We start from the raw sequence: 24,289 nt of genomic DNA on the forward strand, positions 1-24,289 counted from the left end.
GTATATAAATTACTCGCCCGCCGAAATTAATGGAAAGTCCTGTGACCACGTTGCTTGCAAGGTGATCTGGCGACACTCCATGCTTCAAGGCATATGCTATTGAGCTTTCAATCGACTTGAAAAGCTCAAGCGCGGTTCCTTCCCAAGTTCCACTTGGAATACGCCTTCCCTTCTTACTCTGTTTTTCTTCTTCGCTCACGCAGCCCCCTTCAGTGTTTCAAGTTCGTCGCAAGACTCAATGCGCGTTCGTCAGTGATAATGCCGTACACCGTTTGTGACGCCATTGTGTACTTTCTAATTAGGTCCTCATGGGTCATGCCATTCAGAAAATCGGCGTAAAGCGCTTCACACCTGAGTTTTTTCTTTAATGCTGTGCCGCGTGGCAGATAGATCATTCCACCCCCCATAACATCGCATACAGCAATAACGGCCGACCTTGCCAAGTGATGCGGCGAAGCATCGAGGTCCATCTCTCTATTAATAGAGTGCTCAATTATTTCGAGCATCTCGATCATGCTCTTAGGCAAAGGACTCACGTCTTTTTTTTGCCCAACCCTCTTTTCACTCTCATGCATTTCAATACCTCCAGCCAACCTTGCACCGACAGGAATCATTGAAACGCTTTTCGTTAGACTTTCGTATATCAGGGGGGTTTAAGGTTTTCGGCGCGGAACAAGAGTCCTGCCTATAGAGAGGAGGGTGCGAGTCAAACCGTGAGTATCATGACTTTTTGCATTGAGAGGCATAACCCTTGAGAGACGTGGTGCATTGTGCGCCCACAAAGGGCGTTAGACCCGCGTTAGAAACAACGAGGCCGGCATTTAGGTGCAAGGGTTGCCATGCCTTGATAGAATTCGCTTAGCGGCGTTTTGGGAGCGTTGGGATTTTGTCTGATCTTTCAGGCGGTGTTCATAGTCGTAAGGTGCAGTACGTATGAGGATTTTCTCCAGCGAAGTCGCTGCGCTTCGTCTTAGAACGGATGATATGGATGAGCCCCTAGAGAGCAAGGGAGCGTATAGCTCACGGGTCCGCTCTGTTTTCCCCAATCTCCCCCCGGAGGTCATTGGGCAGTGGTTTTATGAACATTCTGATTCGTTTGAAGCCAATTATTGGCTGGACTATGCGTCCGTATCTTTTTCTCTCGAACAGTTTTCGGTTTCTAAAATTATGCAGCCTTGCCTGAGTGAGAATCCTGTAGTCATACAGTATAGAGACCACTTTCAGAAAAATAACTCTAGCCGAAGAATGTCAAGGATTGCTGAATATATTGACCTGTATGGTACTTGGCCGGTGCCACCAATTTTACTCGCTAACCCTAAAGGCGAGATTTTAACTTCTTGGGGATTTAGATGTGACTCACCTTTTCATCTGCTGGAAGGGAGCCATAGATTTGCTGTTTTGTATGCTTTTGCTGAGATGAGAAAAATGTCTGGAATGCACGAAGTGTGGATTGCTACGCTAGGGTAGTGTTCGCTGGTCGTGCGATTTGAATTGAACAGTAAGTTAGTGAGGGTGGTATTTATGTTGGCAATTGAAAGAAGTGTGGAAGACTGCAATCAAAAGTGTTCATTTTGTTCTGAGCAAAAGGCTGCTGCGTTGTGGATGGGGGATATTGATATTTTCGTATGTTCTATTTGCGCCGTTGAGCTTCTCCCTCAGCTTATGGCTGATGCTATCGTTGGGGGTACTACCATTCGAGCGTTACAGACCTCAAAAGAAACTCCGCACTCCATTAAAAGGGAAGGGCGGATTATGGAACGTTTTCACAGTGCTTTTAGTGGGGCGCTGATTCGTAAGATTCGTATCGAATCCGGTAGTCGAGATGAATCCGAGAAGTAGGTAAATATTTAGGGGCAGGTTAATTGCTGGCATCCTTTTCGATGCCAGTTTGCAAACTGTCATCCGTGTTTCGAGTGAAGGTAATCTGGTTAAGGTTAGGGTCGTACAACTGTCCGCAGCGCTGAATTATCGGGGGTAATGGTCCTGTGTACATACCAGTTTTTAAGCTATAGCGTGCCTGCCGTCCCGGTATTGATGGTGAAACGATAGTTAAATAGCCGGCCCAATTCAGCCATTTGAGATAGTTTTTTGCTGTGGCGACGCCTGTCGTCGCCGCTGTACTGGCGTACATCGCAAGTTCGGTCGCGTTGACTTCGTCCAGCATCCTGAGCGTGCGCCACATGGCTTCAGTGCCGCGACCTTGTCGACTCGGGGTGCCGTCCAGTCGAAGCTGTGGAGCCTCGGTGCCCACGTCACGAACTAACTGGAATTCCGCTCGATCCCCAACACCATCGCCGCGCTCCAGATAGCCGGCTTTCCTCAAGCTTTTTATGTACGTCTGAACGGTTTCATCGTTGAGGTCAGTACGCCGACTGATGGTGTAACAACTAATCCCCTCAGGATGCTTTCTAATCATTTCCCACATACGCTGACGATTGCTTTTACCGTCCTGAATGACCATGTGCGCGGGCTTCCGGCCACTGCCCATCAGAGTGTTCTCCGCAATGGTGCCTCGCCGGTGAACCAGCCACGGTCTCCCCACTGAGCACTATCAACAGAGTCCCAGCCGAACGCTTGGGCTTCGGATTGAAGGCGGTAAAGATTTACCACCACTCGACGTAAGCAGCCACGCACGGCTTTTCGTAGGTCTTCAAGAAGGTCGTCATGAATCTGGAGATGCGGATAGCAGGCGGCTGACAACGTTCGCAGATCTTCCTGTGTGGCAGGTTGTGCTGGCACCCACTCCAATACCCTATTATGTAGGCGCTCAAGCTTGGCTAGGCTGAACGGCACACGCTCTTCTCCGATCAAAACAATGGTCCCGTGGCTGGCGTTATAGATGTCAGTCAGAACGTTGGCCGCTGCCTTTTCTAGAAGGTACTGTGCATCGTCGACGATAAGAGGGCGCCCGCTCCGTGACAATTGATCTGCGATTTGATCAACCATCTCCGACATGGTGCGACTGGGCACTATCGTCATCTCCCGCAAAACGGCGGCGAGAAAGGCCTTCTTTGTCCAAGTGTCCCGGCATTCGACGTAATAGGCGCGATAGATGTTCGCCGCGAATGTTGCTCCCACGGTTTTGCCTAACCCGCTAGCACCGTACATCACCACTAATCCGGGTAAGTTGGATGGTCGTGCCATAGCACGCTCAACTGCGCTGGCCAGCAAGCCGACGTTTGTCAGGGGGACTATCTTCGGTGCGCTCATTCCGTGCTTCTCCATGTTGTTTTCGTGCTATCGGCCATCAGCGTTGGCAATGGCCCTACGAGTTGGTGTGCTCATACATCCGCTTGATGGCGGTGAAGTCGAGATGGCGCGGGTATCGCTCATGCCATAAACCTTCTTCTCCGTTAAGAATCTCCCCGCCTTGGAAGCGTCTGTTGAGTGCTTCCCACAGTCGATACCTACCTATCGGGTCGCTGGGTAATTCGAATCTGTTGGTTTTGGGAGCCGTAAGGCTTGCGGCAAAGCGCTGAGCGTCGGCCAGTTGCTCGGCACTGAGGTCGGCGGACGGGGCGGGTGAGGTTGTGACCATTTCTACGCGGCTGCCGGTCAGAGTTTCCAGCTTGTCCACGGCGCGTTTCATCTGGCCTTTCTCACGTTTGTCGTAGGCCTTTTCAATCATGGATTTCGGAATGTAATCGCTGGCGTTGTCGTCGAGGATTGCTTCGCCGATCAACTCCCCGTTCAACGTGCGGACCCACACGCGGGATGAATCGCGCACGTCGTATGCCAGGCGGATTTGCTCGCCCTGAAAGTTGCGCAAAGCGTCCAGGAAATAGGTTTCGCCGGCCCAAGTAACTTCACCGCGACGTGTCGGGCGGATAACTTGCGGGCGTGTCAGGTCATTCAACAACTCGGCGGGTGCCACAATCGGCCCCCAGCCAGCGGCAATGGCTGCGCTCCAGGCCTCATTTGGGCTCATGTGACGAATCTTGCCGGTCAGCGGATCGCGGAGTTTGGCGAGCCCCCGGTGCGGGCTATTGTTGTAGGTTTCAATCTCATATTCGACACCGGCCATGAACTCGGCAAAGGTCGGAATCAAACGGGTGCGGCCGGTTTCGCGCAGCTCTTTGCGGCCGATCCGATGTACTTTGGTGCCAGCATGCTTGTCCATGTCGGCGCCGATATAGCTGGTTAGTTTCTTGGCCGCGTTGACCCAAATCGTTTGATGGGAGCGCTCGATAAGACCGCGTGCCTGGCTGTTATAGGGCAATGCGTGGGTCATGGTGCCGCCGAGACGGTCGACCACTTCACGGACGGTGTCGTTATGAAAGCCTGAGCCATTGTCGACGTAGAACATGGCGAACATGCCGTGCTGCATGGCGTCACGCAGGGCGTCCATCACGCCGATGGTTGACTCGGCCTCACCGATGGAAATGCCCAGTGCCTTCCGCGTTGCGACGTCAAGGACGGTGGTTACTTCCGGGCGGTAAGGCTTGCCGGTGCGCGGGTTCAATACCTCGGCGTCGAACTTGTGGCCGTCGGCGGTAAGCACGTCGCATGGGAGCAGGTTTTTTGTGGTCCGGCGCTTGAAGGGTTGTAGGGCCTTCAGCTCCTGCGGGGAGCGACGGCCGCGCTCACGGGCCTCGGCGCTCAACTTATTAAGGAAGCGGCGGACGACATGAATACTCGGGCGCTCGGCTGGATGCTTGAGGGCAAACTCGGCATAAGCAGCTTCGACGCTGGGCTTCGTCGGGCGCTGATAGCAAGTTAGGAATGCCGCTGACCATATTGGCAGACTCAAGTCTTTCTGGCGGTGCGCTGGAGCCAAGCCGATTTCACCCTTTTTACGATAGTCGGCCAGCCAGCGTTTTAGCGTGCGCTCGCTCAAAGACCGCTCGCCGGATTTACGATTGTTCGCCCGTTCCACGAGACCAGTCAGGTATGTGCTGAGTTGGTCGGCTTTCGCCAGACTTACTAGAGTCTCGATGGCGCGTTGCTGACTGATGGTGTGATTCAATCGCTCGATCTCGCGCACAAAAGCTAGGCGAGCCGTCATTACAGAGCGTTGACCTTCGTTTAAGCGTGACGGACAAACAGTGTCACGCTCTAATAAAATTTGGGAGGTATTGGCACACGGTGACGTTTGCAGCGTTGCGACTGATTGGGCAATTAGCGCTGTTTGGGTATCGACCGGTAATTGAACGAATGGAAATTCATGTGCTTTTGACCCTTGCCTAAGTTGGCTTTTCCAACCCGCACGCGATGCAGTTTTCCTAACGCCCTGAGTCGTTTTTGGCATGCCAGTTAAACCGGCGAGCTCTTTGGCGGTGTACCAGCTTTGCATCAGCAGACCTCCTGCTTCGTTACCGGACGACAGGCCCTGGTGCCATTGGCACCAGAGCCTGTAGCTATCGCTATGCTGCTTGGCGAGCGGCCTGGTATAGAGAGTCAGCATCTTCAACGAGTAGCTGTAGAGCACGCGAAACCTTCGCGATGTCCCGAGCCCCAGTGTCATCTGCATTGCAAACGCTCAATACAGAAAGCAGGTCTTTAACGGCACCTAGACGCCAGTCAGCGGCGTCCATCAGATCCCGTCGAGTTGCACTGTCATTGAGGTAAAGGACTGGGTTTGAAGAGCCTTGTGAGTTGGAGTCGAGAGGCTTGAAGTTAGCCATGGGTCACCTCCGCAACATCGTGGCTTGATTCAAGAGCACGGGCCTTTTCCATAGCGGCGTTGTAGCGACCAAGGCGTACGGAAAGTGATGAGTCTGCTCGTAGAGCGGAGAGAGCCATAGCTCTGAGGGCTGCTGCGCGGCTAAGAGCGGACGGATTGCGGGTATGTTGCATCATGGGGTGTTGCTCCAACTTAATATGTGGAGCTGTCACCAATCGCCGTCAAACGATTTAGGGTGGCAGCTGTGCGCGGGTTGACGGACCGGGAAAGTTGGCACCCAGCGCACCCGAAGGTGCCCCACGCACAGCCGCCATAACACGAAACGGCAGGCACAAAAAAAGCGCCTGCTGTCGAATGGTGGGCGCTTATGCGCCAACTTGCTCGGGCCGTCAAACCCGGTCGCTGATATGCAGCGACATGTGGACATTAGCGGTTTCCCATGTGATCGGCAAGAGCTAACGTTTCGTAGGGGATAGAAAGGTGGCGGGGGAAATGCGTTGCATCTGTTTCTTTTTGCATCCGTTTTAAATCACCTGACCATTAACACGAAAGTAAAAATAAACCTTTATAAAACAATGGTTTGATATCAAAACGAAACGATGGAAACAGAAAAGGTGCTCGCATCCTTTTCGTCCGCTAGAAAAAGAACCAGTTTGATGGTCAGGAAGTGAGTCAAGAGGCCTTGTTCTCGGGCTCTTTAATGATTATTAGATGAAGAGCAACGTATGCCAAAGAATCTGCAAAAGGGTGCGATACCACTCTAAATGTCGTCTTTTTTGCTTAGCGCGTCTTTGGCACTGATTCAGGGTTGAGTTGATAAGAGGTGCAGGCCGGAAACCCTTGATCTACATGGCTTAGCTCGTTTTGTCTCGGATAATCCCGCTTCTTCCCGCCGGCTTCCTCACCAGTGCCAAACCTGCCACCTCCCCACAAATCGCCTCTGACCAGATGATTTCCTCGTGATCTCGCTGGTAGTTTTTGGTCATGCCCTCGCTCGCATGGCCCGCGATTTTCTGCCCATCCTTTCCGGCTTTCTTGTACAGATGAAGCGACAGTGCTCGCACTTCGTGAAAGCCCGGCATCTCTTCTTCCTTCCATCCCTTGTAGCATTCAGCTGCCTCCCGGGCTTCCTTGAACGCTCGAGTCAAATACCTCTCTTCAACCTTCGTCCAGTGGTCCTTGGTCTGTGCCTGTTTCTGTTTCAGCCGCTCTGGCTTGCGATGCACCAGGTACGGCGAAACAACATCGTCACGGCATCGGCTGATGACTGCCTGGAGTTCCGGTGTCACCCGAAAGCGAATCCACGCCGCATCGCTGGCCTTGGCCGTCTTCTTCTGCACGACATACAAGAACCCCTCCCGAGCCCCGTCGAATCTCATATCTAGGATGTCGGTGCGGCGCTGCGCGGTGATCAGGGCCAGATCGATTGCATTCTGCAGCCAGGCGGGCGACATCTCCCTGATGGCTTTCAGGCCATCGACGGTGTGGCGCTTCCTTTGTTTCTTCTCGATGCGGTTGATAGTGCTGGCTGCCGGGTTGTCCGGACACAGGCCTTTCTGTCAGTTGTCGGTACCCGTTCCCACAGGGTTGCGGAAATGAGCTAAGAGATGCGGAAACGATTCAGTATGTGAGATTTGGTGAAGACCCGCTACTCAGTAGACCTGAATTTTACGTAGGAACGTGATGTTCCACGCGATCTCAGGCAGATGCGCCAATCCAAATCGTGTTTACACAGCCTCGGCCGGTTCCTGCCTGTCGTCATTGGCTGAAAGTACTCCGACGTTCATGTGATGGGCGCGTCTGCGTCGCGCTGATTTTTTTGCATCAGATGCCTCCGTAACAGAACAGCAAAATAGACTCGGCTGAGCATGACGCGTGTTCGTGAAGTCAGCGAAAGCAGCGCAAATGTTGGAGAACGCCTGGAGAGGTCCAGCGAGGGGCTTCGACTGCTCGGACAGAGTCTGTCCGACACCGTGGGTAAATTCAGTGACTGACGCAATGACGGCTGCCGATTGCCCTCACTCCCGCCGCTCAGCCACCAACAACAACGACTGCGGCACAGGGCTTTGCGGGTGCTGCGGCTCTTGCAGGCCAGCCAGCTGAAAACCGGCCATGTCCAGCGCATTGATCCAACTGGACAAGGTGCGCAAGTACCACGGCATCGGTTGCCACTGCCCCTTGAACCCGGCGAAGGTCTCTTCGCGCCAACCGTCCTGATAGTCGCCCGCTGCGGCGACCCACGGATGCAGCGTCTGGATCACCAGCGCACCGCCAGGGGCGAGCAGGCCGTTCAGGGTGGCGAGCAGCGGGATGATGTCCTGGTGCAGCAGGGCGAAGTTGGCGCAGATCAGGTCGTAGTCGCTACCGATGTCCACCGTCTGCTCGACTAACTCGTCATAGCTCCCCACATGCACCTGCAACGAGCCCGCCGCCCGTGCTGCCTCGACCAGCGTCGCATCGCCGTCCACACCCACTGCCGTGATGCCCCGTTCAGTCAGCGCCCGCAACAGCCAGCCCTCGCCGCAGCCCAAGTCGAGCACAAGCCCGGGCTGGCGGCTCAGCACTGCCAGAAGGATTGCCTGGTCAGTGACTTTGAGGCGGCTTTCGATGGCACCGGTGCGGATGGCTTCAATCCAGGATCGGGCGTTGTGGTGCCAGCTCTGGAGGAGGGTGGATTCGGGAGTGGGCATGTCGGCGGCCAGCGTTGTGAGTTGGATAAAGGATAGGCCAAGTGCCTGCCGCCCGCGTGGGGCAATGAGCTTGTCCGGATAACTTGATTGATATCAACCGCAAACTTCAGGCGGCTCTGTACGCTGGGGAAAACCGACAGTTAACAGCGCGAGGAGGTTGCGCAAATCGCTGGCATTCAGGCAGCCAAACGCATGAGCGAATGGAGTGCGCCCTGTCATCCGTGTTCAGTTGTATTGAGAGCGAGAATCCCATGCTCTATCCGCTGTTTCTGACACTGCATTTGTTTGCCGCCCTGATCTTTATCGGCACGGTGTTCTTCGAAGTGCTGTTCCTGGAAAGCATCCGCAAACAGTTGCCGGTCAAGGTCATGTTGCTGGTCGAGCAGGGCATCGGTCGACGTGCCCGCACCCTGATTCCATGGGTGCTGCTGGTGTTGTTCGGCGCCGGGCTGGGGATGGTCTGGCTGCGCTATTTACCGGTTCTTGCAACGCCGTTGACCTCATCGTTCGGCACTTTGCTGATGTTGAAGATCGTGGTTGCCGTCAGCGTTCTCCTGCATTTCCTGGTTGCCATGTTTCTGTTCAAAAGTGACCGGATGAGTGCTCGCTACCTGCATTTCATCCATGGCAGCCTGTTCTGCCACATGATCGTCATCGTGCTGCTGGCCAAGGGCATGTTTTATCTGACGTGGTGATCGGGGCGCAACGAGCACTTTGGCCATGCTTGATGCAAATCAAGGAGCATTGCGCGCCAGCCCCCGACACTGGTGGTCCGCAGCCAGTCTCGGAGACCCGTCATGCTCAATCTATTTCACCACCCCGGCGAGCTGAACGCTCGGTGCGATCAAGGCGTGCTCGACCCCAACTGCCATGTCGAGACTGATAAGTTCCATGACGGCATCGGTTCTCTGGATCTGCTTCGGGCCTTGCGCAGCAGTCGCCAGAGGCGCCGTCCGTTGTCCCTGAACGTGCAACTGCCTTCCAGCCTGGGGCCGGCCTTGTGTTCCCCTCGCGATATTTCATGCGGGCACAGTGGGGTCGAGCGCTATCTGCAGCGTCTGCAACATGAAATTGACCTGGTCGGTTGTCACCTGGGAACGGGGCAGCGGGTCGAGCAGTTTCATCTGGGGGGCGGAACACCCGCCATCGCCCACCTGAGACGGCTGATGAGTCACCTGCGTGGCCGATTCAACTTTCTCGGCCATGAGTGCGGTGAGTACAGCGTTGAGGTCGACCTTCACCACACCGATTGGTCGACCATGGGCGTGCTGCGCGAACTGGGGTTCAACCATGTCAGCATCGGCGTTCCGGACATCGGTGCCGACAGTGAGATGTCGGTGGACTGCTACCAGAACCCGGCCCCCATCCATTCGCTGATCGATGCCGCCCGGACCTTTGGTTATCGCTCCATCAATGTCGATCTGGGGTATGGCCATGCCTGGCAGACGCCGGAAAGTTTCGCGCTGAAATTGGCCACCCTCATCGAACTGGAGCCAGACCGGTTGCTGGTGTTTGATTATGCCCGGCCACCCCAACGCTATCGGTCGATGGCCGCCGACCCCCGCAGGGCGTTTTCCAGCGAGGACGATAAAGGCGCGATGCGCCAGAACTGCTTTGAACAGTTGCTCGGCGCCGGTTATCAGTACATCGGCCTGGGGCAGTTTGTCCGGCCCGACGACGATTTGGCGATTGCTCAGGAACGCGGCCGACTGCGGCGCAATTGTGAGGGGTTTACCCGTTACGGGTATTGCGACCAGATCGGCTTCGGCTTGGGCGCGATCAGTCAGATCGACGATTTGTATGCGCAAAACACCAACGAACTGGAGCGCTATCAGCAATACCTGGACATGGACCAATTGCCGACAAGTCGCGGCTGGCGCTGCGAGGCCGGGGATCAGGTCAGGCACCTGGTGATGGAGCGCCTGGCGTGTGATCTGGAACTGGATATCCAGGCCATCGAGACACGTTATGGACTGGTTTTTCGCCAGTACTTTTATGCCGCCTGGCCTGTGTTGGAGCAATTGACCCGTGACGGGTTGATTGAACTGTCGGACCGTTTCATCAGTATTCTTCCGGCCGGTCGGCCGCACGTAGATGCCATCTGCAACGTGTTTGAAAAGGATTCGGGCGGTGCGGGGCACGAACCCCCTTGTGAGTGGATGGATCATGACGACTTCATTTGATTTCAATCGCGCCCTGGTCGAAAAGTACGACCGTCCCGGCCCGCGCTATACCTCTTACCCGACCGCGCCGCAGTTTCATCAGGCGTTCGCCGTCGATGACTATCAGCGTGCTGCCTCTGACAGCAATCAGGCGCTGACGCCCAAAGCGCTGTCGGTGTACATCCACATCCCGTTCTGCAAGAGCCTTTGTTACTACTGCGCCTGCAACAAAATCATCACTCAGAAAACCCACCGCGCCGTCGAATACCTGACGTACCTCAAGCGTGAAATCGCCATGCAAGCGGCCTTGTTCGACAGCACGCGCAAGCTGACGCAACTGCACCTGGGCGGTGGCACCCCGACCTATTTGACCAGCGAACAGTTGGCGGACCTGATGGATTGTCTGCACCAGGCCTTCGACATGGACGACAGCGATGACCATGAGTTTTCCATCGAGGTCGATCCGCGCACCATCAGCACCGAACAGATCCAGTCGCTGCGCCAGTTGGGCTTCAATCGTCTGAGTTTTGGCGTGCAGGACTTCGACCCCGACGTGCAGGCAGCGGTTAATCGCCAGCAAAGTGAAGAGCAGATTTATGCATTGGTCGCCGCAGCGCGTCGGGCGCAATTCAAGTCGATCAGCGTCGATCTGATTTACGGCTTGCCCCTGCAAACGGTGCAGAGTTTCGATGTCACCCTCGGCAAAATCATCGCGTTGCGTCCGGATCGAATTGCCGCCTACAGCTATGCCCATTTGCCGGAGCTGGTGCGCGCGCAACGCTTGATTCGCCGCGAGGACATGCCACCACCGGAGCGCAAGCTGGAGTTGCTGGAGCTGACCATCCGCCGTCTGACCGAGGCCGGTTATGTCTATATCGGCATGGATCACTTTGCCTTGCCGGACGATGAACTGGCACTGGCCCGCACCCACGGCACTCTGCAACGCAATTTCCAGGGGTACTCGACCCATGCCGACTGCGATCTGATCGGTCTGGGGGTGTCGTCGATCGGCAAGGTCGGCGACAGCTACAGCCAGAGCGTCAAGGAGCTTTCGCAGTACTACGCGCGCATCGATCAAGGCTTGTTGCCGGTGCATCGCGGTTACCGCTTGAACGCCGATGACCTGCTGCGCCGTGACGTGATCAGCGACCTGATGTGTCATGGCCGGATCGATTTCGGCAAGTTCGAGGCGGGGCATGGCATTTGTTTCACCGACTATTTCGCCGATGCGCTGGGGCAATTGGACGAGCATGTGCGTGACGGACTGCTGGAGATTCACCGTGACCAATTGCTGCTGTTGCCCCAGGGGCATTTGATGATGCGCAGCGTCGCGATGGCGTTCGATGCCTACCTGGGGGGCGCGCAGAAAGGCCAGTTTTCCCGCACTGTTTGAGGCTTCGGGACGCTCCGGCACAAGGATTTTAGCGAGTTGATTTCAATCAAGGGCAGGGCGCGCAACGCTCCCTAACATGAGCGCAAGACCCCTTGAAATCAGCGAACTCATGACCATCCATCCGCCAGCAATACATGGCAACCGGCACGCCAGGAGCGTCGGACTGGTGATGTTATTGCTGCTGATCGCCATGTTCGCGGCGGTGCAGGCCAAGTCCTACGGTGATATTGAGCAGCAGCGTATCGACAAGACGTTTCCCGCCACTGATACGGTTTCCGCGCCCGAAGGCCGCTACAAAGTGCGCACGCTGTCCGCTGCCGGCAAGGTCATCGGTTATGTGTTCCAGAGCCTGGACGTGGTGGATATTCCGGCCTATTCGGGTAAACCGATCAATACCCAAGTGATCCTCGACACCGCCGGTGTGATTCAGGACGCCTATGTGCTGGAGCACCACGAACCGATTCTGCTGATCGGTATTCCCGAAGAAAAACTTCACGGGTTCACCGGCAAATACAAAGGCATCAAGGTCAGTCAGCGGGTGGTGGTCGGCCATTCCAGCGATTCGAGTGCGGTGACCGTGGATGCCATCGCCGGCGCCACGGTCACCGCCATGGTGGTCAACGAGGTGATCATGCGTGCCGCCCATGAGGTGGCCGTATCGCTCAAGCTGATTGCGGACCGGGGCGGGGTGGTGAACAGGCCGGCCATCGTGCGCCCGGACTTTTTCGAGCCCGCGACGTGGGAACAACTGACCGGCAACGGTGCGATCCGTCGCTTGAACCTGACCCGTGGACAGGTGGATGCCGCGTTCAAGGGTACCGAAGCCGAAGGCGTCGACAGCGCCGGCCCGGATCAAGTCGATGAGACCTTTATCGAGCTGTACACCGCCGACCTGAACCCACCGACCATCGGTCGCGCGCTGTTGGGCGACAATCAATATCGCCTCCTGATGCAGGATCTCAAACCCGGCGAGCAGGCCATCGCGGTACTGGGGCGCGGGTTGTTTTCCTATAAGGGCTCGGGTTATGTGCGCGGCGGGATTTTCGATCGGGTGCAATTGCGCCAGTTCGGCAATGTCATCAGTTTTCGCGACATGGACCACCAGCGGCTCTCCGATGTGTTTGCCCAGGGCATGCCCGAATTCAATGAAATGTCGGTGTTCATTGTTCGCCAATCGGCGGGTTTTGATCCGGGGTCGCCCTGGTCCCTGGAGTTGCTGGTGCGGCGTCAGACCGGACCGGTCAGCGGCACATTCAGCAGCTTCGAACTGCCTTATCAATTGCCCGAGCAATACCTTGAGCGACCGGCCCCCACGCCGCAAGAACTGGCCGCTATCGAGGAAGCCGGCCGGCCGATGTGGTTGACCCTCTGGTATCAAAAACACTTTCAGATCGGCGTACTCGCAACGGCGTTGCTGCTGCTGACGGCGATCCTGTTCCTGCAAGACAAGTTCACCCGCCGGCCGCATTTTCTGCACTGGCTGCGGCGCGGTTACCTGATCTTTACCGTGGTGTTCCTCGGCTGGTACGCCTTGGGGCAGCTGTCGGTGGTCAACGTCCTGACCTTTGTCCACGCGCTGTTCGAGCACTTTCGCTGGGAGCTGTTTCTCACCGATCCGCTGATCTTTCTGCTCTGGGTCTTTACCGCTGCGAGCATTCTGCTATGGGGTCGCGGTGTGTTCTGCGGCTGGCTGTGCCCGTTTGGCGCCTTGCAAGAGTTGATCAACGAAGCCTCACGCAAGTTGAAAATTCCCCAGTACGAATTGCCGTTCGCGGTGCATGAGCGGCTGTGGGCGATCAAGTACATCATTTTGCTGCTGCTGTTTGGCATCTCCCTGGAGTCGATGTCCAGCGCCGAACTGTTCGCCGAAGTGGAACCGTTCAAGACCGCTGTCACCCTCAGGTTCGACCGCCAGTGGTGGTTTGTGCTGTACGCAGTGGCGTTGCTGGTCATCAACCTGTTCACGCGCAAGGTCTATTGCCGCTACATCTGCCCGTTGGGCGCGGCGTTGGCGATACCGAGCCAATTTCGTCTGTTCGACTGGCTCAAGCGCCGCAAGGAATGCGGCAGCCCCTGCCAGTTGTGCGCCAAAGAATGCGAAATCCAGGCGATTCACCCGGATGGCCGGATCAATGCCAACGAGTGCCACTACTGCCTCGATTGCCAGATGACCTACCACAACGACGACAAATGCCCGCCGCTGATCAATAAGCGCAAGAAGCGCGGCAAACCGGCGCCTGTGGCTGTGCAACTGATACCGCTCGTGGAAGTGACGGCGCCTGAATGAGGCTCGCGAGCACATGTGCGCAGTGACCGTTTTATCCCTTCAAGGAGTACGCAACATGACTGACACAGGATCAAAAAAAACCGGGCAGGAAGAAGAACAGTCGGGGCTCAGCCGTCGCGGTTTCCTCGGCAGCAGCGCCGTGACCGGTGCCGTGCTGGCGGGTGCCACGGCCCTCGGCGGCACGGTGTTCAGCCGTGAGTCATGGGCGGCGGCGGTCAAGGATGCGCAAGCGAAAATCCATGTCGGCCCCGGCGAGCTCGACGAGTACTACGGCTTCTGGAGCGGCGGCCATCAGGGCGAAGTGCGGATCATGGGTATCCCGTCGATGCGCGAGCTGTTGCGTATTCCGGTGTTCAACGTCGACTCGGCCACCGGTTGGGGGCTGACCAACGAAAGCAAACGCATCCTTGGCGACAGTGGCCGGTTCCAGAACGGCGATTGCCATCACCCGCACATCTCCATGACGGACGGCAAGTACGACGGCAAATACCTGTTTATCAACGACAAGGCTAACTCCCGTGTCGCGCGCATCCGTCTGGACATCATGAAGTGCGACAAGATGCTCACCGTGCCGAACGTGCAAGCGATCCACGGTCTGCGCCTGCAAAAAGTGCCCTACACCAAGTACGTGTTCGCCAATGCCGAGTTCATCATTCCGCACCCCAATGACGGCCATACGTTCGACCTGCAAGACAAGAACAGCTTCACCATGTTCAACGCCATCGACGCCGAGAAAATGGAAATGGCCTTCCAGGTCATCGTCGACGGCAACCTGGACAACTCCGACGCGGACTACACCGGCAAGTACGCCGCTTCCACCTGCTACAACTCGGAGAAAGCCTTCGACCTGGGCGGCATGATGCGCAACGAGCGCGACTGGGTGGTGGTGTTCAACATTCCGCGTATCGAGGCCGCGATCAAGGCTGGCAAGTTCATCCACCTGGACGGCTCGAAAGTACCGGTGGTCGACGGTCGCAAAACCGATGGCAAAGACTCCGAATTCACTCGCTACATTCCGGTGCCGAAGAACCCCCACGGCCTCAACACTTCATCCGACGGCAAGTACTTCATTGCCAACGGCAAGCTGTCGCCGACGGTGTCGATGATTGCCATCGACCGACTGGACGACCTGTTTGCCGACAAATTCAAGGACCCGCGCGAGGTCATCATCGCCGAACCTGAGTTGGGCCTGGGCCCGTTGCACACCACGTTCGACGGTCGCGGCAACGCCTACACCACGTTGTTCATCGACAGTCAGGTGGTGAAGTGGAACATGGAAGAAGCGATTCGCGCCTATAAGGGCGAGAAGGTCAATTACATCAAGCAGAAGCTCGACGTGCATTACCAGCCCGGCCATAACCATGCCTCACTGACCGAAACCAGTGAAGCGGATGGCAAGTGGCTGGTGGTGTTGTGCAAGTTCTCCAAGGACCGCTTCCTGCCGACCGGGCCGCTGCACCCGGAAAACGACCAGTTGATCGATATTTCCGGCGACGAAATGAAGCTGGTGCACGACGGCCCGGCGTTCGCCGAACCCCACGACTGCATCATGGCCCGTCGCGACCAGATCAAAACCAAGAAAATCTGGGATCGCAACGACCCGTTTTTCGCCGAAACCGTGGCGATAGCGGCGAAGGACGGCATCAAGCTGGAGACCGACAACAAGGTCATCCGTGACGGCCGGAAGGTGCGGGTGTACATGACGTCGATGGCTCCGGCCTACGGTCTCTCTGAGTTCACCGTCAAACTGGGCGACGAGGTCACCGTGACCATCACCAACATCGACCAGATTGAAGATGTGACCCACGGCTTCGTCATGACCAACCACGGCGCGAGCATGGAGATCAGCCCGCAGCAAACCTCGTCCATCACCTTCACCGCCGACAAGCCCGGCCTGCATTGGTACTACTGCAGCTGGTTCTGCCATGCGTTGCACATGGAAATGGTCGGGCGCATGAAGGTCGAGCCGGCCTGACGGTTGCCAATCGACAGGAGCGGGCGCATGGCCGACAGCAAAACAAACCCGGTGCGAGCCTCGCGGATGCAGTCCGTTGTGCTGACATTCCTGTTGATGTCAGGTGGCGCAGCGGCGGCGGTGCAGCCGATCACCGCGTTGCCGTTGCAGGTTGACGCTGAACAACGCTGGCATTTGCCGGCGGGCGAGTACCGTGGTTCGTTCAGCGTCGATCAACCGATGCAGATTGTGTGTGAGCCTGGCGCGGTGTTTCAGGCTCAAGGGCAGGGCAACGGGGTGATCGTCAGTGCCCCGGATGTCCGGATCGAGGGCTGCACGTTCCTGGACTGGGGGCACGATCTCACCGCCATGAATGCGGCGGTGTTCCTCCAGCCAAAGGCCCGTGGCGCGGTGATCAAAAACAATCGCATGCAAGGCCAGGGTTTCGGTATCTGGGTCGACGGCACGCAGGATGCGAGCCTGATCGACAACCGCATTCAGGGCGACCCGACGCTGCGCTCCCAGGACCGTGGCAACGGTATTCATCTGTATGCGGTGCATGGCGCCAGGGTCATTGGCAACCAGGTGCGCGACACCCGCGATGGCATCTACATCGACACCTCCAACGGCAACCTGCTGCAGGACAACACCCTGGAGGACCTGCGTTACGGCGTGCATTACATGTTCGCCAACGACAACCGCTTGATCGGCAACACCACCCGCCGTACTCGCACCGGCTACGCCTTGATGCAAAGCCGCCAGCTCACGGTGATCGGCAACCGCTCCGAACAGGATCAGAACTACGGCATCCTGATGAACTACATCACCTACTCAACCTTGCGCGACAACTTCGTCACCGACGTGCGCGACGGCTCGACCGGCGACAGCATGATCAGCGGCGCCGAGGGCAAGGCGCTGTTCATCTACAACTCGCTGTTCAACCGCATCGAACACAACCACTTCGAACACAGCGCGGTGGGCATTCACCTCACCGCCGGCTCTGAAGACAACCGCATCGCCGACAACGCGTTTGTCGGCAACCAACGCCAGGTCAAATACGTCGCCACCCGTTTGCAGGAGTGGTCGGTGGATGGCCGGGGCAATTACTGGAGCGATTACCTGGGCTGGGACCGCAACAACGATGGCCTGGGCGATATCCCCTACGAACCGAATGACAACGTCGATCGCCTGCTGTGGTTGTACCCGCAGGTGCGGCTGTTGATGAACAGCCCCGGGATCGAATTGCTGCGCTGGGTGCAACGGGCGTTTCCGGTGATGAAATCGCCGGGGGTGCTGGACAGCCATCCACTGATGAAATCCTCCCCTCAACCCCTGGCCAAGGAGCCCGTCGCATGAGCGTCATCGACATGGAAGGCGTCAGTCAGCGCTATGGGCACACCACGGTGCTGCATCAGTTGAACCTGAGCCTGGCCGAAGGTGAAGTGCTGGGCCTGTTCGGGCACAACGGCGCGGGCAAGACCACCAGCATGAAACTGGTGCTCGGCCTGCTCCGGCCCAGTGAAGGCCAGGTCCGGGTGTTTGGCCGTTTGCCCAGTGATCCGCACGTTCGGCGCCTGCTGGGCTACCTGCCGGAGAACGTGACCTTTTATCCGCAACTGAGCGGCCTGGAGACCTTGCGCCATTTCGCGCGACTCAAGGGTGCGGCGGCCACGCAAGTGGATGGGCTGCTGGAGGAAGTCGGCCTGGCGGGCGCGGCGCATCGACGGGTCAAGACCTACTCCAAGGGCATGCGCCAGCGTCTGGGACTGGCGCAAGCGTTGCTCGGTGCGCCGCGTTTGTTGCTGCTCGACGAGCCGACCGTCGGCCTCGATCCCATCGCCACTCAAGACTTGTATCGGTTACTCGACCGACTGCGCAGTCAGGGCACCAGCATCATTCTTTGCTCTCATGTACTGCCGGGTGTCGAGGCCCACATCAACCGTGCCGCGATTCTGACCCAGGGGCGCCTGCTGGCGCTGGGCAGTCTGCGCAGCCTGCGCGAGGAAGCCGGGCTGCCGACGCTGATTCGCGCCAACGGCCTCAAGCACGCCGGACCGTTGCAGGACTCCTGGAACCACGCCGGGCATGTCACTCGGCGCTGGGGCGTGGAGGGGCTTGAAGTGGCCGCCGTCAATGGCAGCAAGCTCGGCCTGTTGCGCCAATTGCTCAATGACGACGAGCCGGCGGACGTGGAAATCGATCCGCCGTCCCTGGAAGACATTTACCGTTATTACATGAGCCGGGCCGGCGCGGCAGCGATGGGAGAGGTGCTATGAGCCCGATCTGGAACATGGCCCGCAAGGAATTCAATGACGGTTTACGCAACCGCTGGTTGTTGGCCATCAGCCTGTTGTTCGCGGTGTTGGCCACCGGCATCGCTTGGCTCGGGGCGGCGGCTTCCGGCCAGGTGGGCTTTACCTCGGTGCCCGCCACCATCGCGAGCCTGGCCAGCCTGGCGACGTTCCTGATGCCGCTGATTGCCTTGTTGCTGGCCTATGACGCCATCGTCGGCGAGGACGAAAGCGGCACCTTGCTGCTGTTGCTGACCTATCCGCTGGGGCGCGGGCACATCTTGCTCGGCAAGTTTGTCGGGCACGGGCTGATCCTGGCGCTGGCGACGCTGATCGGTTTCGGCTGCGCGATGCTGGCGATTGCCGTGCTGGTCAAGGACGTCGAACTGAGCCTGCTGCTCTGGGCGTTTGGACGCTTCATGCTGTCGTCGACGTTACTCGGCTGGGGCTTTCTGGGGTTGGCCTATGGGCTGAGCAGCGTGTCTGCCGAAAAATCCACGGCGGCCGGGCTGGCGCTGGGGGTGTGGTTCTTCTTTGTGCTGGTGTTCGATCTGGCGCTGCTGGCATTGCTGGTGCTCAGCGAAGGGCAGTTCAACCCGAAAGTGCTGCCCTGGTTGCTGCTGCTCAATCCTGCCGACATCTATCGCTTGATCAACCTCTCCGGTTTTGAACCCGGCGCCACGGCCGCCGGTGTGCTGACCCTGGGCAGCGATCTGCCGATACCCGGCGCGACGCTTTGGTTGTGCCTGTTGTTGTGGGTGGCCGGGCCTTTGGGCTGGGCCTGGCTGCTGTTCCGGCGACGGGCGACATGAATTCCCTTCTTGGTTTTTGGAGCACCTGACGATGAACACTCTTTATGTGACGACGGTCCGCGCCGTGGCCGGGCTGATGGTCTGCCTGCTGCTGGCGGCGTGTGACCAACCCGTGCAAACCACCTACAGCGACGCGCCGACAGCCTTTCACCCCAGTGATGAATGCCATGTCTGCGGCATGATCATCGATGGCTTCCCAGGCCCCAAGGGCGAGGTGGTCGAGCACAGCGGCACCAAGAAATTCTGCTCCACGGCGGAAATGATGGGTTGGTGGTTGCAGCCCGAAAACCATCATGGCGATGCCAAGTTGTATGTCCACGACATGGGCCGCAGTCCGTGGAATGCACCGAATGATGCCTATCTGATCGATGCCCGGGAGGCCTTCTACGTGGTCGGCACGCAGCTTAAAGGCGCCATGGGCGTGGTGCTGGCGTCGTTCTCCAGCCAGCAGGCCGCCGAAAAACTGGCCGCCGAGCAGGGTGGTCGTGTGCTGCGCTTCAACGATATCGATCAGAGTGTGCTTCAGCAGCCGGCCATGTCTCACGCGAGTCATTGATCCCGTTGTTTCATCGGTACGCCTTCGAAAGAAATCTGATCGCGGTCAAGTCGGTTTTTACGCACTTGTTCAAAGATAGGGGCCCGTAACGTCCCCAGTGCTTGGCATCAACGATGCCCAGGAGAACATGATGCACACCGAGTTTCAGGATCGTTTGGCCGTGATCACCGGCGCCAGTTCCGGGATTGGCCTGGCCTTGTGCGCCGCGCTTTTACCGCGCGGGGTCAAGGTGCTGGCGATGTCACGGACCGTCGGCGAATTGCCGACCTTGCAGCAGATCTACGGCGAGCGACTGCAATGGTGCGCCGGCGACGTCACCTGTCAGGACGACCTGCGCGGCCTGGCCGAGCGTGCGTCGGCGCTGGGTCCGGTGGATTATCTGGTGCCCAACGCGGGGATCGCCGAAATGGCCGACAGCCTCGACATGCCCGCGTTCCAGCGTCAGTGGGCGGTCAACGGTGCCGGGGCGCTGAACACCCTGGCGGCGTTGCGCGGGACGCTGGCCAGTCCGGCGTCGGTGGTGTTTGTCGGGAGTTTCCTGACCGGTTCGAGCTTCCCTGGCCTGGCGGCCTGCATTGCCAGCAAGGCTGCGCTCACGGCTCAGGCGCGCACGTTGGCGGTGGAGTTTGCGCGCTTTGATGTGCGCATCAATCTGGTCTCCCCAGGGCCGACCGCCACCTCGATGTGGGACCACCTGGGCTTGAACGAAGGGGAGCTCGGCGACGTCGCCGACACCCTTGGCAAACGCCTGTTGCCTGGCCATTTTCTCGATGCCTCGGCAGTGGCCAACGTGATTGTCTTTCAACTGTCCCAAGGTGCCCGGGGTGTTTACGGTCAGGACTGGAAAGTCGATAACGGTTACACCCTGGGCTGACGCTGCGGCAGGTACATCCCGCTAGTGAGAGGTACCCTCCGCAAACTCGATCTTGTTGCCGACGTTGTACTTGCCCGACGGCTTGTTCATCGGCAGGCGCTTGATCTCTTTGAGGGTGTTGCTGTCGTAAACGATCAGCGCACCATCAGTGGCCCAGATACTCAGCAGCAGGTAGCGGCCGTCGCGGGTGAACTCGACGTGGGCGGCGGTCTTGCCGGGCATTGGCCTGAGCGTGTGGGCGATTTCCAGGGTCTGTTTGTCGATCAGGTGGATGGCATCGTTGTCGGGCCCAAAGAACAAGTCGGTCCAGGCGTACCGTGAATTGACGTGACTGCGCATGAAGAAACCCGGCCCCAGGGTCGGGATTTCCTTGATCAGTTTCCAGGTCTTGAAGTCGATGACCGAGATCAGCCCCTTGCTGATGTTTGGCGTGGCGAATACCCATTCACCGTTACGTTTCCAGTAGGTCCCGGACCCCAGGTGCGGCATCCCCGGCAGCGGTATGTCGGTGACCACCTTGCCCGTGTCGAGGTCGATCACCTGTCCGCCCTTGGCCTTGCGCGAGGTGGCCAGCAGTTGTTTGTAGTCCGGTGAAAAGGAAAAGTCGTCCAGCACATCTTCGGCGTGGATGCGCCGTGGCACGAAGTCCGGTGTGCCGGCGCTGGACAACTCCCAGACTTCCTTCACGTCCTTGAGCGCGACGATGAAGCTGTCCCGTGGCGGGGCGGTGTAGACCGCGCTGACCCTCGACGCGGTGCCGTCCAGGCCAATCGTCGGGATGGTTTTGACCAGCGACAGATCCCGGGCATCAAGCACCACCAGGTTGCCCGGCAGGTAGTTACCCACCAACACCCAGCGTCCATCCTTGCTCACCGCGAGGTTGCGGGTGTTGAGCCCGGCGCGGACCTCGGCGATCAGTTTCAGGTTGTGCAAGTCGTACAGGCTGATCCAGCCATCGCGCGAAGCTATGTAGACGAAGCGTCCGTCCGGCGAAAACTTCGGCCCGCCATGCACCGCAAAGTGCGAAGCGAACCGGGCGAGCACTTCAAAGCGGTCGCCGTCGAGGATGTCGATGTGATGGTCGCCGGCTTCCACCACCACGAACAGGTTCAGTGGGTCGGCGCCGTGTTGAGGCGTGTTGGGCAGCTTGCTGATATCGGCGAGTAGCGAGTGACTGGCGAGAATATCGGCGTTGCTCCAGGTCGGCGCCGTCGCGGGCGGTTGCTGCAAATAGTCGACCATCGCGTCGATCTGCGCGGCGCTGAGCACCTTGGCGTAACCGGCCATCTGGCTGGCAGGGCGACCGCTTTCAATCACGCTGCGAATTTCATCCGGTTTGATCCGGCTAAGGCTTTCCGGGAGCAAGGCCGGGCCGGCAGCGCCGAAACGGTTGGCGCCGTGGCAGCTCTGGCAATGTTGTCGGTAGTTGTCCGCCGCCTGTTCAAGCGCCGCGCTTGCGGGCGGCAGCGCAGTGCCGGCCTGGACGGCAGCGACCCAGAGCAGTGGGGCAAGCATGAGACGTTTCATCGCGTCACCTCGCCCTGGTGTTGCAGCACCTGAACGGGGTACAGGCGCGCCGGGTATTCCAGTGGTTGGGCAGCGAACAGATCGACCACTTTGCCGATCACCGTCAACGTCGGAATGCCCGGCGGACACGCCAGTGCCAGGCTCGGCAGTTGCTGCAGTGGCCCACGGACGACATGCTGATCGGGGCGGGTGCCGTTGCTGATCAGCGCCGCCGGCGTATCGGCGGACATGCCGGCTTCGATCAGGCGCTGGGCGATGATCGCCAGGTTCGATAGCCCCATGTAAAACACCAGGGTCTGACTGCTGTCGGCCAGGCTGCGCCAGGGCAGCGACAATTCGCCGTCCTGTTGCAGGTGCCCGGTGATGAACCGGCAGGAGTTGACCAGGTCCCGGTGGGTCAGCGGAATCCCCGCATAGGCGCTACACCCGGAAGCGGCGGTAATGCCCGGGACCACTTGGCAGTCGATACCCCGTTGCAGCAAATATTGAAGCTCTTCGGCCCCGCGACCGAATATGAATGGGTCGCCCCCCTTGAGTCGAACCACCCGTTGTCCCTGATCGGCGAGGTCGGCGAGCAGTTCGTTGATCTGTTCCTGGGGCAGGCTGTGGCAGCCGCTGGCCTTGCCGACGTAATGCCGCGCGCAGGTCAGCGGAATCAAGGTCAGTAGCTCGGGGCTGATCAGGCGGTCATAGACCACGGCGTCGGCCTGCATCAACAGGCTCCAGGCGCGCAGGGTCAGCAGGCGCGGGTCGCCGGGGCCGGCGCCGACCAGGGCGACTTCGCCCGGTCTGAACGGCGACTCAAGTGCGGCTGGTATAGCAATGGATGGAGGCATGGGACGTCCTTGGTGCTTCATCAGGTTGGCCGGCCCCTCGTTTGTCAGAGGGTTTGCCGGACGGGCGATTCAATGGGTGACGCAAAGGAGGGTCGGTGACGGGGGCATGCCGATTTCTTCATCGCTCAGATGACAGCCGGGGTCCTGGCCCCAGAGATCGCCCTCGGCCCAGGCGCGGGTGCGGGTGTTGCCGTTGCAGATGGGCAACCAGCGGCATTGCGCACAACGGCCGCCCACCGCGCGCGGATGCTCACGCAGCTTCGACAGCAGGGCGTCCGGCTGATCCAGCCACAGCGTGCGAAACGGCGTGCGCCGCACATTGCCCACCGAGTGCTGCCACCAATAGGTGTCCGGGTGCACCTCGCCGGTGTTGTCGATATTGGCGATGCCGCTGCCCGAGGCATTGCCGCCCCAGGCGCGGAGCATGTTTTCCAGGCGCGGGTAATGCTCGGGCAGGCGCCGTGCGACCCATTGCAGCAAGAGAATGGCGTCGGCATCGTTGTTGCCACTGACAAAGTCGCTGTCGCGGCCCTGCTGGATGTCTTCCCATGCCCGTTCGAAAATCGTGGTCATCGCTTCGCGGCTCATCTGTTGCCGGGCATCGAGCTGGCGACTGCGTTTGCCGCGCCCGCTGTAGTTGAGGTGCGACAGGTAAAACTTCTGTACGTCGTACTCGCGCATCAACGCCAGCAGTTGGGGCAGTTGCGCATGGTTCTCCTGGGTCAATGTGGTCCGCAGGCCGACACGAATCCCTTGCTCGCGACAGAGCCGGATCGCGTGCATTGAACGGGCGAAGCTGCCTTTCAGTTGGCGGAAGGTGTCGTGGGTGGCTTCCAGGCCATCGATGCTGATGCCGACATAATCGAACTGTGCTACGCGGATCTGCGCGATGTTCTGCTCATCGATCAGCGTGCCGTTGGTGGACAACGCCACGAAGAAACCCTTGGCGCGGGCATAGGCGCTGAGCACAAACAGATCCTCGCGCAACAGCGGCTCGCCCCCGGAAAGTATCAGCACCTTCACCCCGGCGGCGTGCAGGTCGTCGATCACGGCCAGGGCGGCGGGGGTATCCAGTTCGTCGCGAAAGACACTGTCGGCCGAGGTCGCGTAGCAGTGTTTGCACGTCAGGTTGCAGCGCCGCAGCAGGTTCCAGATCACCACCGGTGGCCGGTTGCTGCCCGGTGGGCTGGTTCTGGGGGCGGGCGCCTGGCCGCTCAGGGCGCGCAGGTAGTGGCTGATCCTCAACATGCCAATCTCCTTGAGTCATCACGTTTCAGCGCGGCG

The 24,289-nt window shown here is 58.7% G+C and carries 22 protein-coding genes; 12 read left to right on the forward strand and 10 right to left on the reverse strand.

Annotated features, from left to right (window positions below; all coding sequences use genetic code 11):
* Together V5E99_RS29200 and V5E99_RS29205 are read right to left on the reverse strand one after the other, a co-directional pair.
* On the reverse strand, window positions 1-199 hold a 199-nt coding region (locus V5E99_RS29200), incomplete at its 3' end, for a hypothetical protein (protein ID WP_499805912.1).
* A gap of 10 nt (window positions 200-209) precedes the next feature.
* Window positions 210-575 (reverse strand): Mor transcription activator family protein, encoded by a 366-nt coding sequence (locus tag V5E99_RS29205; protein ID WP_499805913.1) that lies wholly within the window; start codon window positions 573-575, stop codon window positions 210-212.
* Between the two features lie 358 nt (window positions 576-933).
* On the opposite strand from V5E99_RS29205, the gene V5E99_RS29210 reads away from it, so the two are divergent.
* Both V5E99_RS29210 and V5E99_RS29215 read left to right on the forward strand, forming a co-directional pair.
* Window positions 934-1,467 (forward strand): hypothetical protein, encoded by a 534-nt coding sequence (locus tag V5E99_RS29210; RefSeq protein WP_499805914.1) that lies wholly within the window; start codon window positions 934-936, stop codon window positions 1,465-1,467.
* A 54-nt stretch (window positions 1,468-1,521) separates the two neighbouring features.
* The gene (locus V5E99_RS29215; RefSeq protein WP_499805915.1) at window positions 1,522-1,839 is read left to right on the forward strand and encodes a hypothetical protein; all 318 of its coding nucleotides are present in this window, start codon (window positions 1,522-1,524) and stop codon (window positions 1,837-1,839) included.
* Window positions 1,840-1,858: 19 nt separating this feature from the next.
* On the opposite strand, the gene V5E99_RS29220 is transcribed toward V5E99_RS29215, so the two are convergent.
* From V5E99_RS29220 to V5E99_RS29240, 5 genes are all read right to left on the reverse strand, one after another.
* Entirely contained in the window at window positions 1,859-2,461 is a 603-nt protein-coding gene (locus V5E99_RS29220) for a hypothetical protein (RefSeq protein ID WP_499805916.1), read from the reverse strand.
* A 26-nt stretch (window positions 2,462-2,487) separates the two neighbouring features.
* A complete protein-coding gene (locus V5E99_RS29225) occupies window positions 2,488-3,210 on the reverse strand; it encodes an AAA family ATPase (protein WP_499805917.1) in 723 nt (240 codons plus the stop codon).
* A 55-nt stretch (window positions 3,211-3,265) separates the two neighbouring features.
* Entirely contained in the window at window positions 3,266-5,470 is a 2,205-nt protein-coding gene (locus V5E99_RS29230; protein WP_499805918.1) for a transposase, read from the reverse strand.
* 1,007 nt (window positions 5,471-6,477) lie between these two features.
* Window positions 6,478-7,077: a tyrosine-type recombinase/integrase gene (locus V5E99_RS29235; RefSeq protein ID WP_499805919.1), complete on the reverse strand. Its 600-nt coding sequence runs from the start codon at window positions 7,075-7,077 to the stop codon at window positions 6,478-6,480.
* A gap of 564 nt (window positions 7,078-7,641) precedes the next feature.
* Window positions 7,642-8,313: a class I SAM-dependent methyltransferase gene (locus V5E99_RS29240; protein WP_499805920.1), complete on the reverse strand. Its 672-nt coding sequence runs from the start codon at window positions 8,311-8,313 to the stop codon at window positions 7,642-7,644.
* Window positions 8,314-8,564: 251 nt separating this feature from the next.
* Between V5E99_RS29240 and V5E99_RS29245 the strand changes: the two genes are divergently transcribed.
* The 10 genes from V5E99_RS29245 to V5E99_RS29290 all read left to right on the forward strand — a co-directional run bounded on the left by V5E99_RS29245 (window position 8,565) and on the right by V5E99_RS29290 (window position 20,642).
* Entirely contained in the window at window positions 8,565-9,008 is a 444-nt protein-coding gene (locus V5E99_RS29245; protein ID WP_499805921.1) for a CopD family copper resistance protein, read from the forward strand.
* A 102-nt stretch (window positions 9,009-9,110) separates the two neighbouring features.
* Window positions 9,111-10,496: an oxygen-independent coproporphyrinogen III oxidase gene (locus V5E99_RS29250; protein WP_499805922.1), complete on the forward strand. Its 1,386-nt coding sequence runs from the start codon at window positions 9,111-9,113 to the stop codon at window positions 10,494-10,496.
* Window positions 10,480-11,868, forward strand: coding sequence for an oxygen-independent coproporphyrinogen III oxidase (hemN, locus tag V5E99_RS29255; protein WP_499805923.1), 1,389 nt, complete (start codon window positions 10,480-10,482; stop codon window positions 11,866-11,868). Before V5E99_RS29250 ends, hemN begins: the two co-directional genes overlap by 17 nt.
* A gap of 76 nt (window positions 11,869-11,944) precedes the next feature.
* On the forward strand, window positions 11,945-14,155 hold the full coding sequence (nosR, locus tag V5E99_RS29260) for a transcriptional regulator NosR (protein WP_499805924.1): 2,211 nt from the start codon (window positions 11,945-11,947) through the stop codon (window positions 14,153-14,155).
* Between the two features lie 55 nt (window positions 14,156-14,210).
* Window positions 14,211-16,130 carry a TAT-dependent nitrous-oxide reductase gene (gene nosZ, locus V5E99_RS29265; RefSeq protein WP_499805925.1) on the forward strand — a complete coding sequence of 640 codons (1,920 nt, stop codon included), beginning with the start codon at window positions 14,211-14,213 and terminating at the stop codon, window positions 16,128-16,130.
* Window positions 16,131-16,157: 27 nt separating this feature from the next.
* Window positions 16,158-17,465 (forward strand): nitrous oxide reductase family maturation protein NosD, encoded by a 1,308-nt coding sequence (locus V5E99_RS29270; protein WP_499805926.1) that lies wholly within the window; start codon window positions 16,158-16,160, stop codon window positions 17,463-17,465.
* Window positions 17,462-18,385: an ABC transporter ATP-binding protein gene (locus V5E99_RS29275; RefSeq protein ID WP_499805927.1), complete on the forward strand. Its 924-nt coding sequence runs from the start codon at window positions 17,462-17,464 to the stop codon at window positions 18,383-18,385. Before V5E99_RS29270 ends, V5E99_RS29275 begins: the two co-directional genes overlap by 4 nt.
* Window positions 18,382-19,212, forward strand: a complete 831-nt coding sequence (locus V5E99_RS29280; protein ID WP_499805928.1) for an ABC transporter permease — start codon at window positions 18,382-18,384, stop codon at window positions 19,210-19,212. Before V5E99_RS29275 ends, V5E99_RS29280 begins: the two co-directional genes overlap by 4 nt.
* Window positions 19,213-19,243: 31 nt before the next feature.
* On the forward strand, window positions 19,244-19,768 hold the full coding sequence (locus V5E99_RS29285) for a nitrous oxide reductase accessory protein NosL (RefSeq protein ID WP_499805929.1): 525 nt from the start codon (window positions 19,244-19,246) through the stop codon (window positions 19,766-19,768).
* Window positions 19,769-19,898: 130 nt separating this feature from the next.
* On the forward strand, window positions 19,899-20,642 hold the full coding sequence (locus tag V5E99_RS29290) for an SDR family NAD(P)-dependent oxidoreductase (RefSeq protein WP_499805930.1): 744 nt from the start codon (window positions 19,899-19,901) through the stop codon (window positions 20,640-20,642).
* Window positions 20,643-20,663: 21 nt separating this feature from the next.
* Here the strand turns inward: V5E99_RS29290 and V5E99_RS29295 are convergent, their stop codons facing one another.
* The 3 genes from V5E99_RS29295 to nirJ all read right to left on the reverse strand — a co-directional run bounded on the left by V5E99_RS29295 (window position 20,664) and on the right by nirJ (window position 24,253).
* Complete coding sequence (locus tag V5E99_RS29295) at window positions 20,664-22,169, reverse strand: cytochrome D1 domain-containing protein (protein WP_499805931.1); 1,506 nt, start codon at window positions 22,167-22,169, stop codon at window positions 20,664-20,666.
* A complete protein-coding gene (cobA, locus tag V5E99_RS29300; RefSeq protein WP_499805932.1) occupies window positions 22,166-23,005 on the reverse strand; it encodes a uroporphyrinogen-III C-methyltransferase in 840 nt (279 codons plus the stop codon). Before cobA ends, V5E99_RS29295 begins: the two co-directional genes overlap by 4 nt.
* A gap of 69 nt (window positions 23,006-23,074) precedes the next feature.
* A complete protein-coding gene (gene nirJ / locus V5E99_RS29305) occupies window positions 23,075-24,253 on the reverse strand; it encodes a heme d1 biosynthesis radical SAM protein NirJ (protein ID WP_499805933.1) in 1,179 nt (392 codons plus the stop codon).
* Window positions 24,254-24,289: the final 36 nt, after the last annotated feature.

Origin of the sequence: Janthinobacterium sp. LPB2021202312-11-4, assembly GCF_037049705.1 — a bacterium.
Classification (GTDB): Bacteria; Pseudomonadota; Gammaproteobacteria; order Pseudomonadales; family Pseudomonadaceae; genus Aquipseudomonas.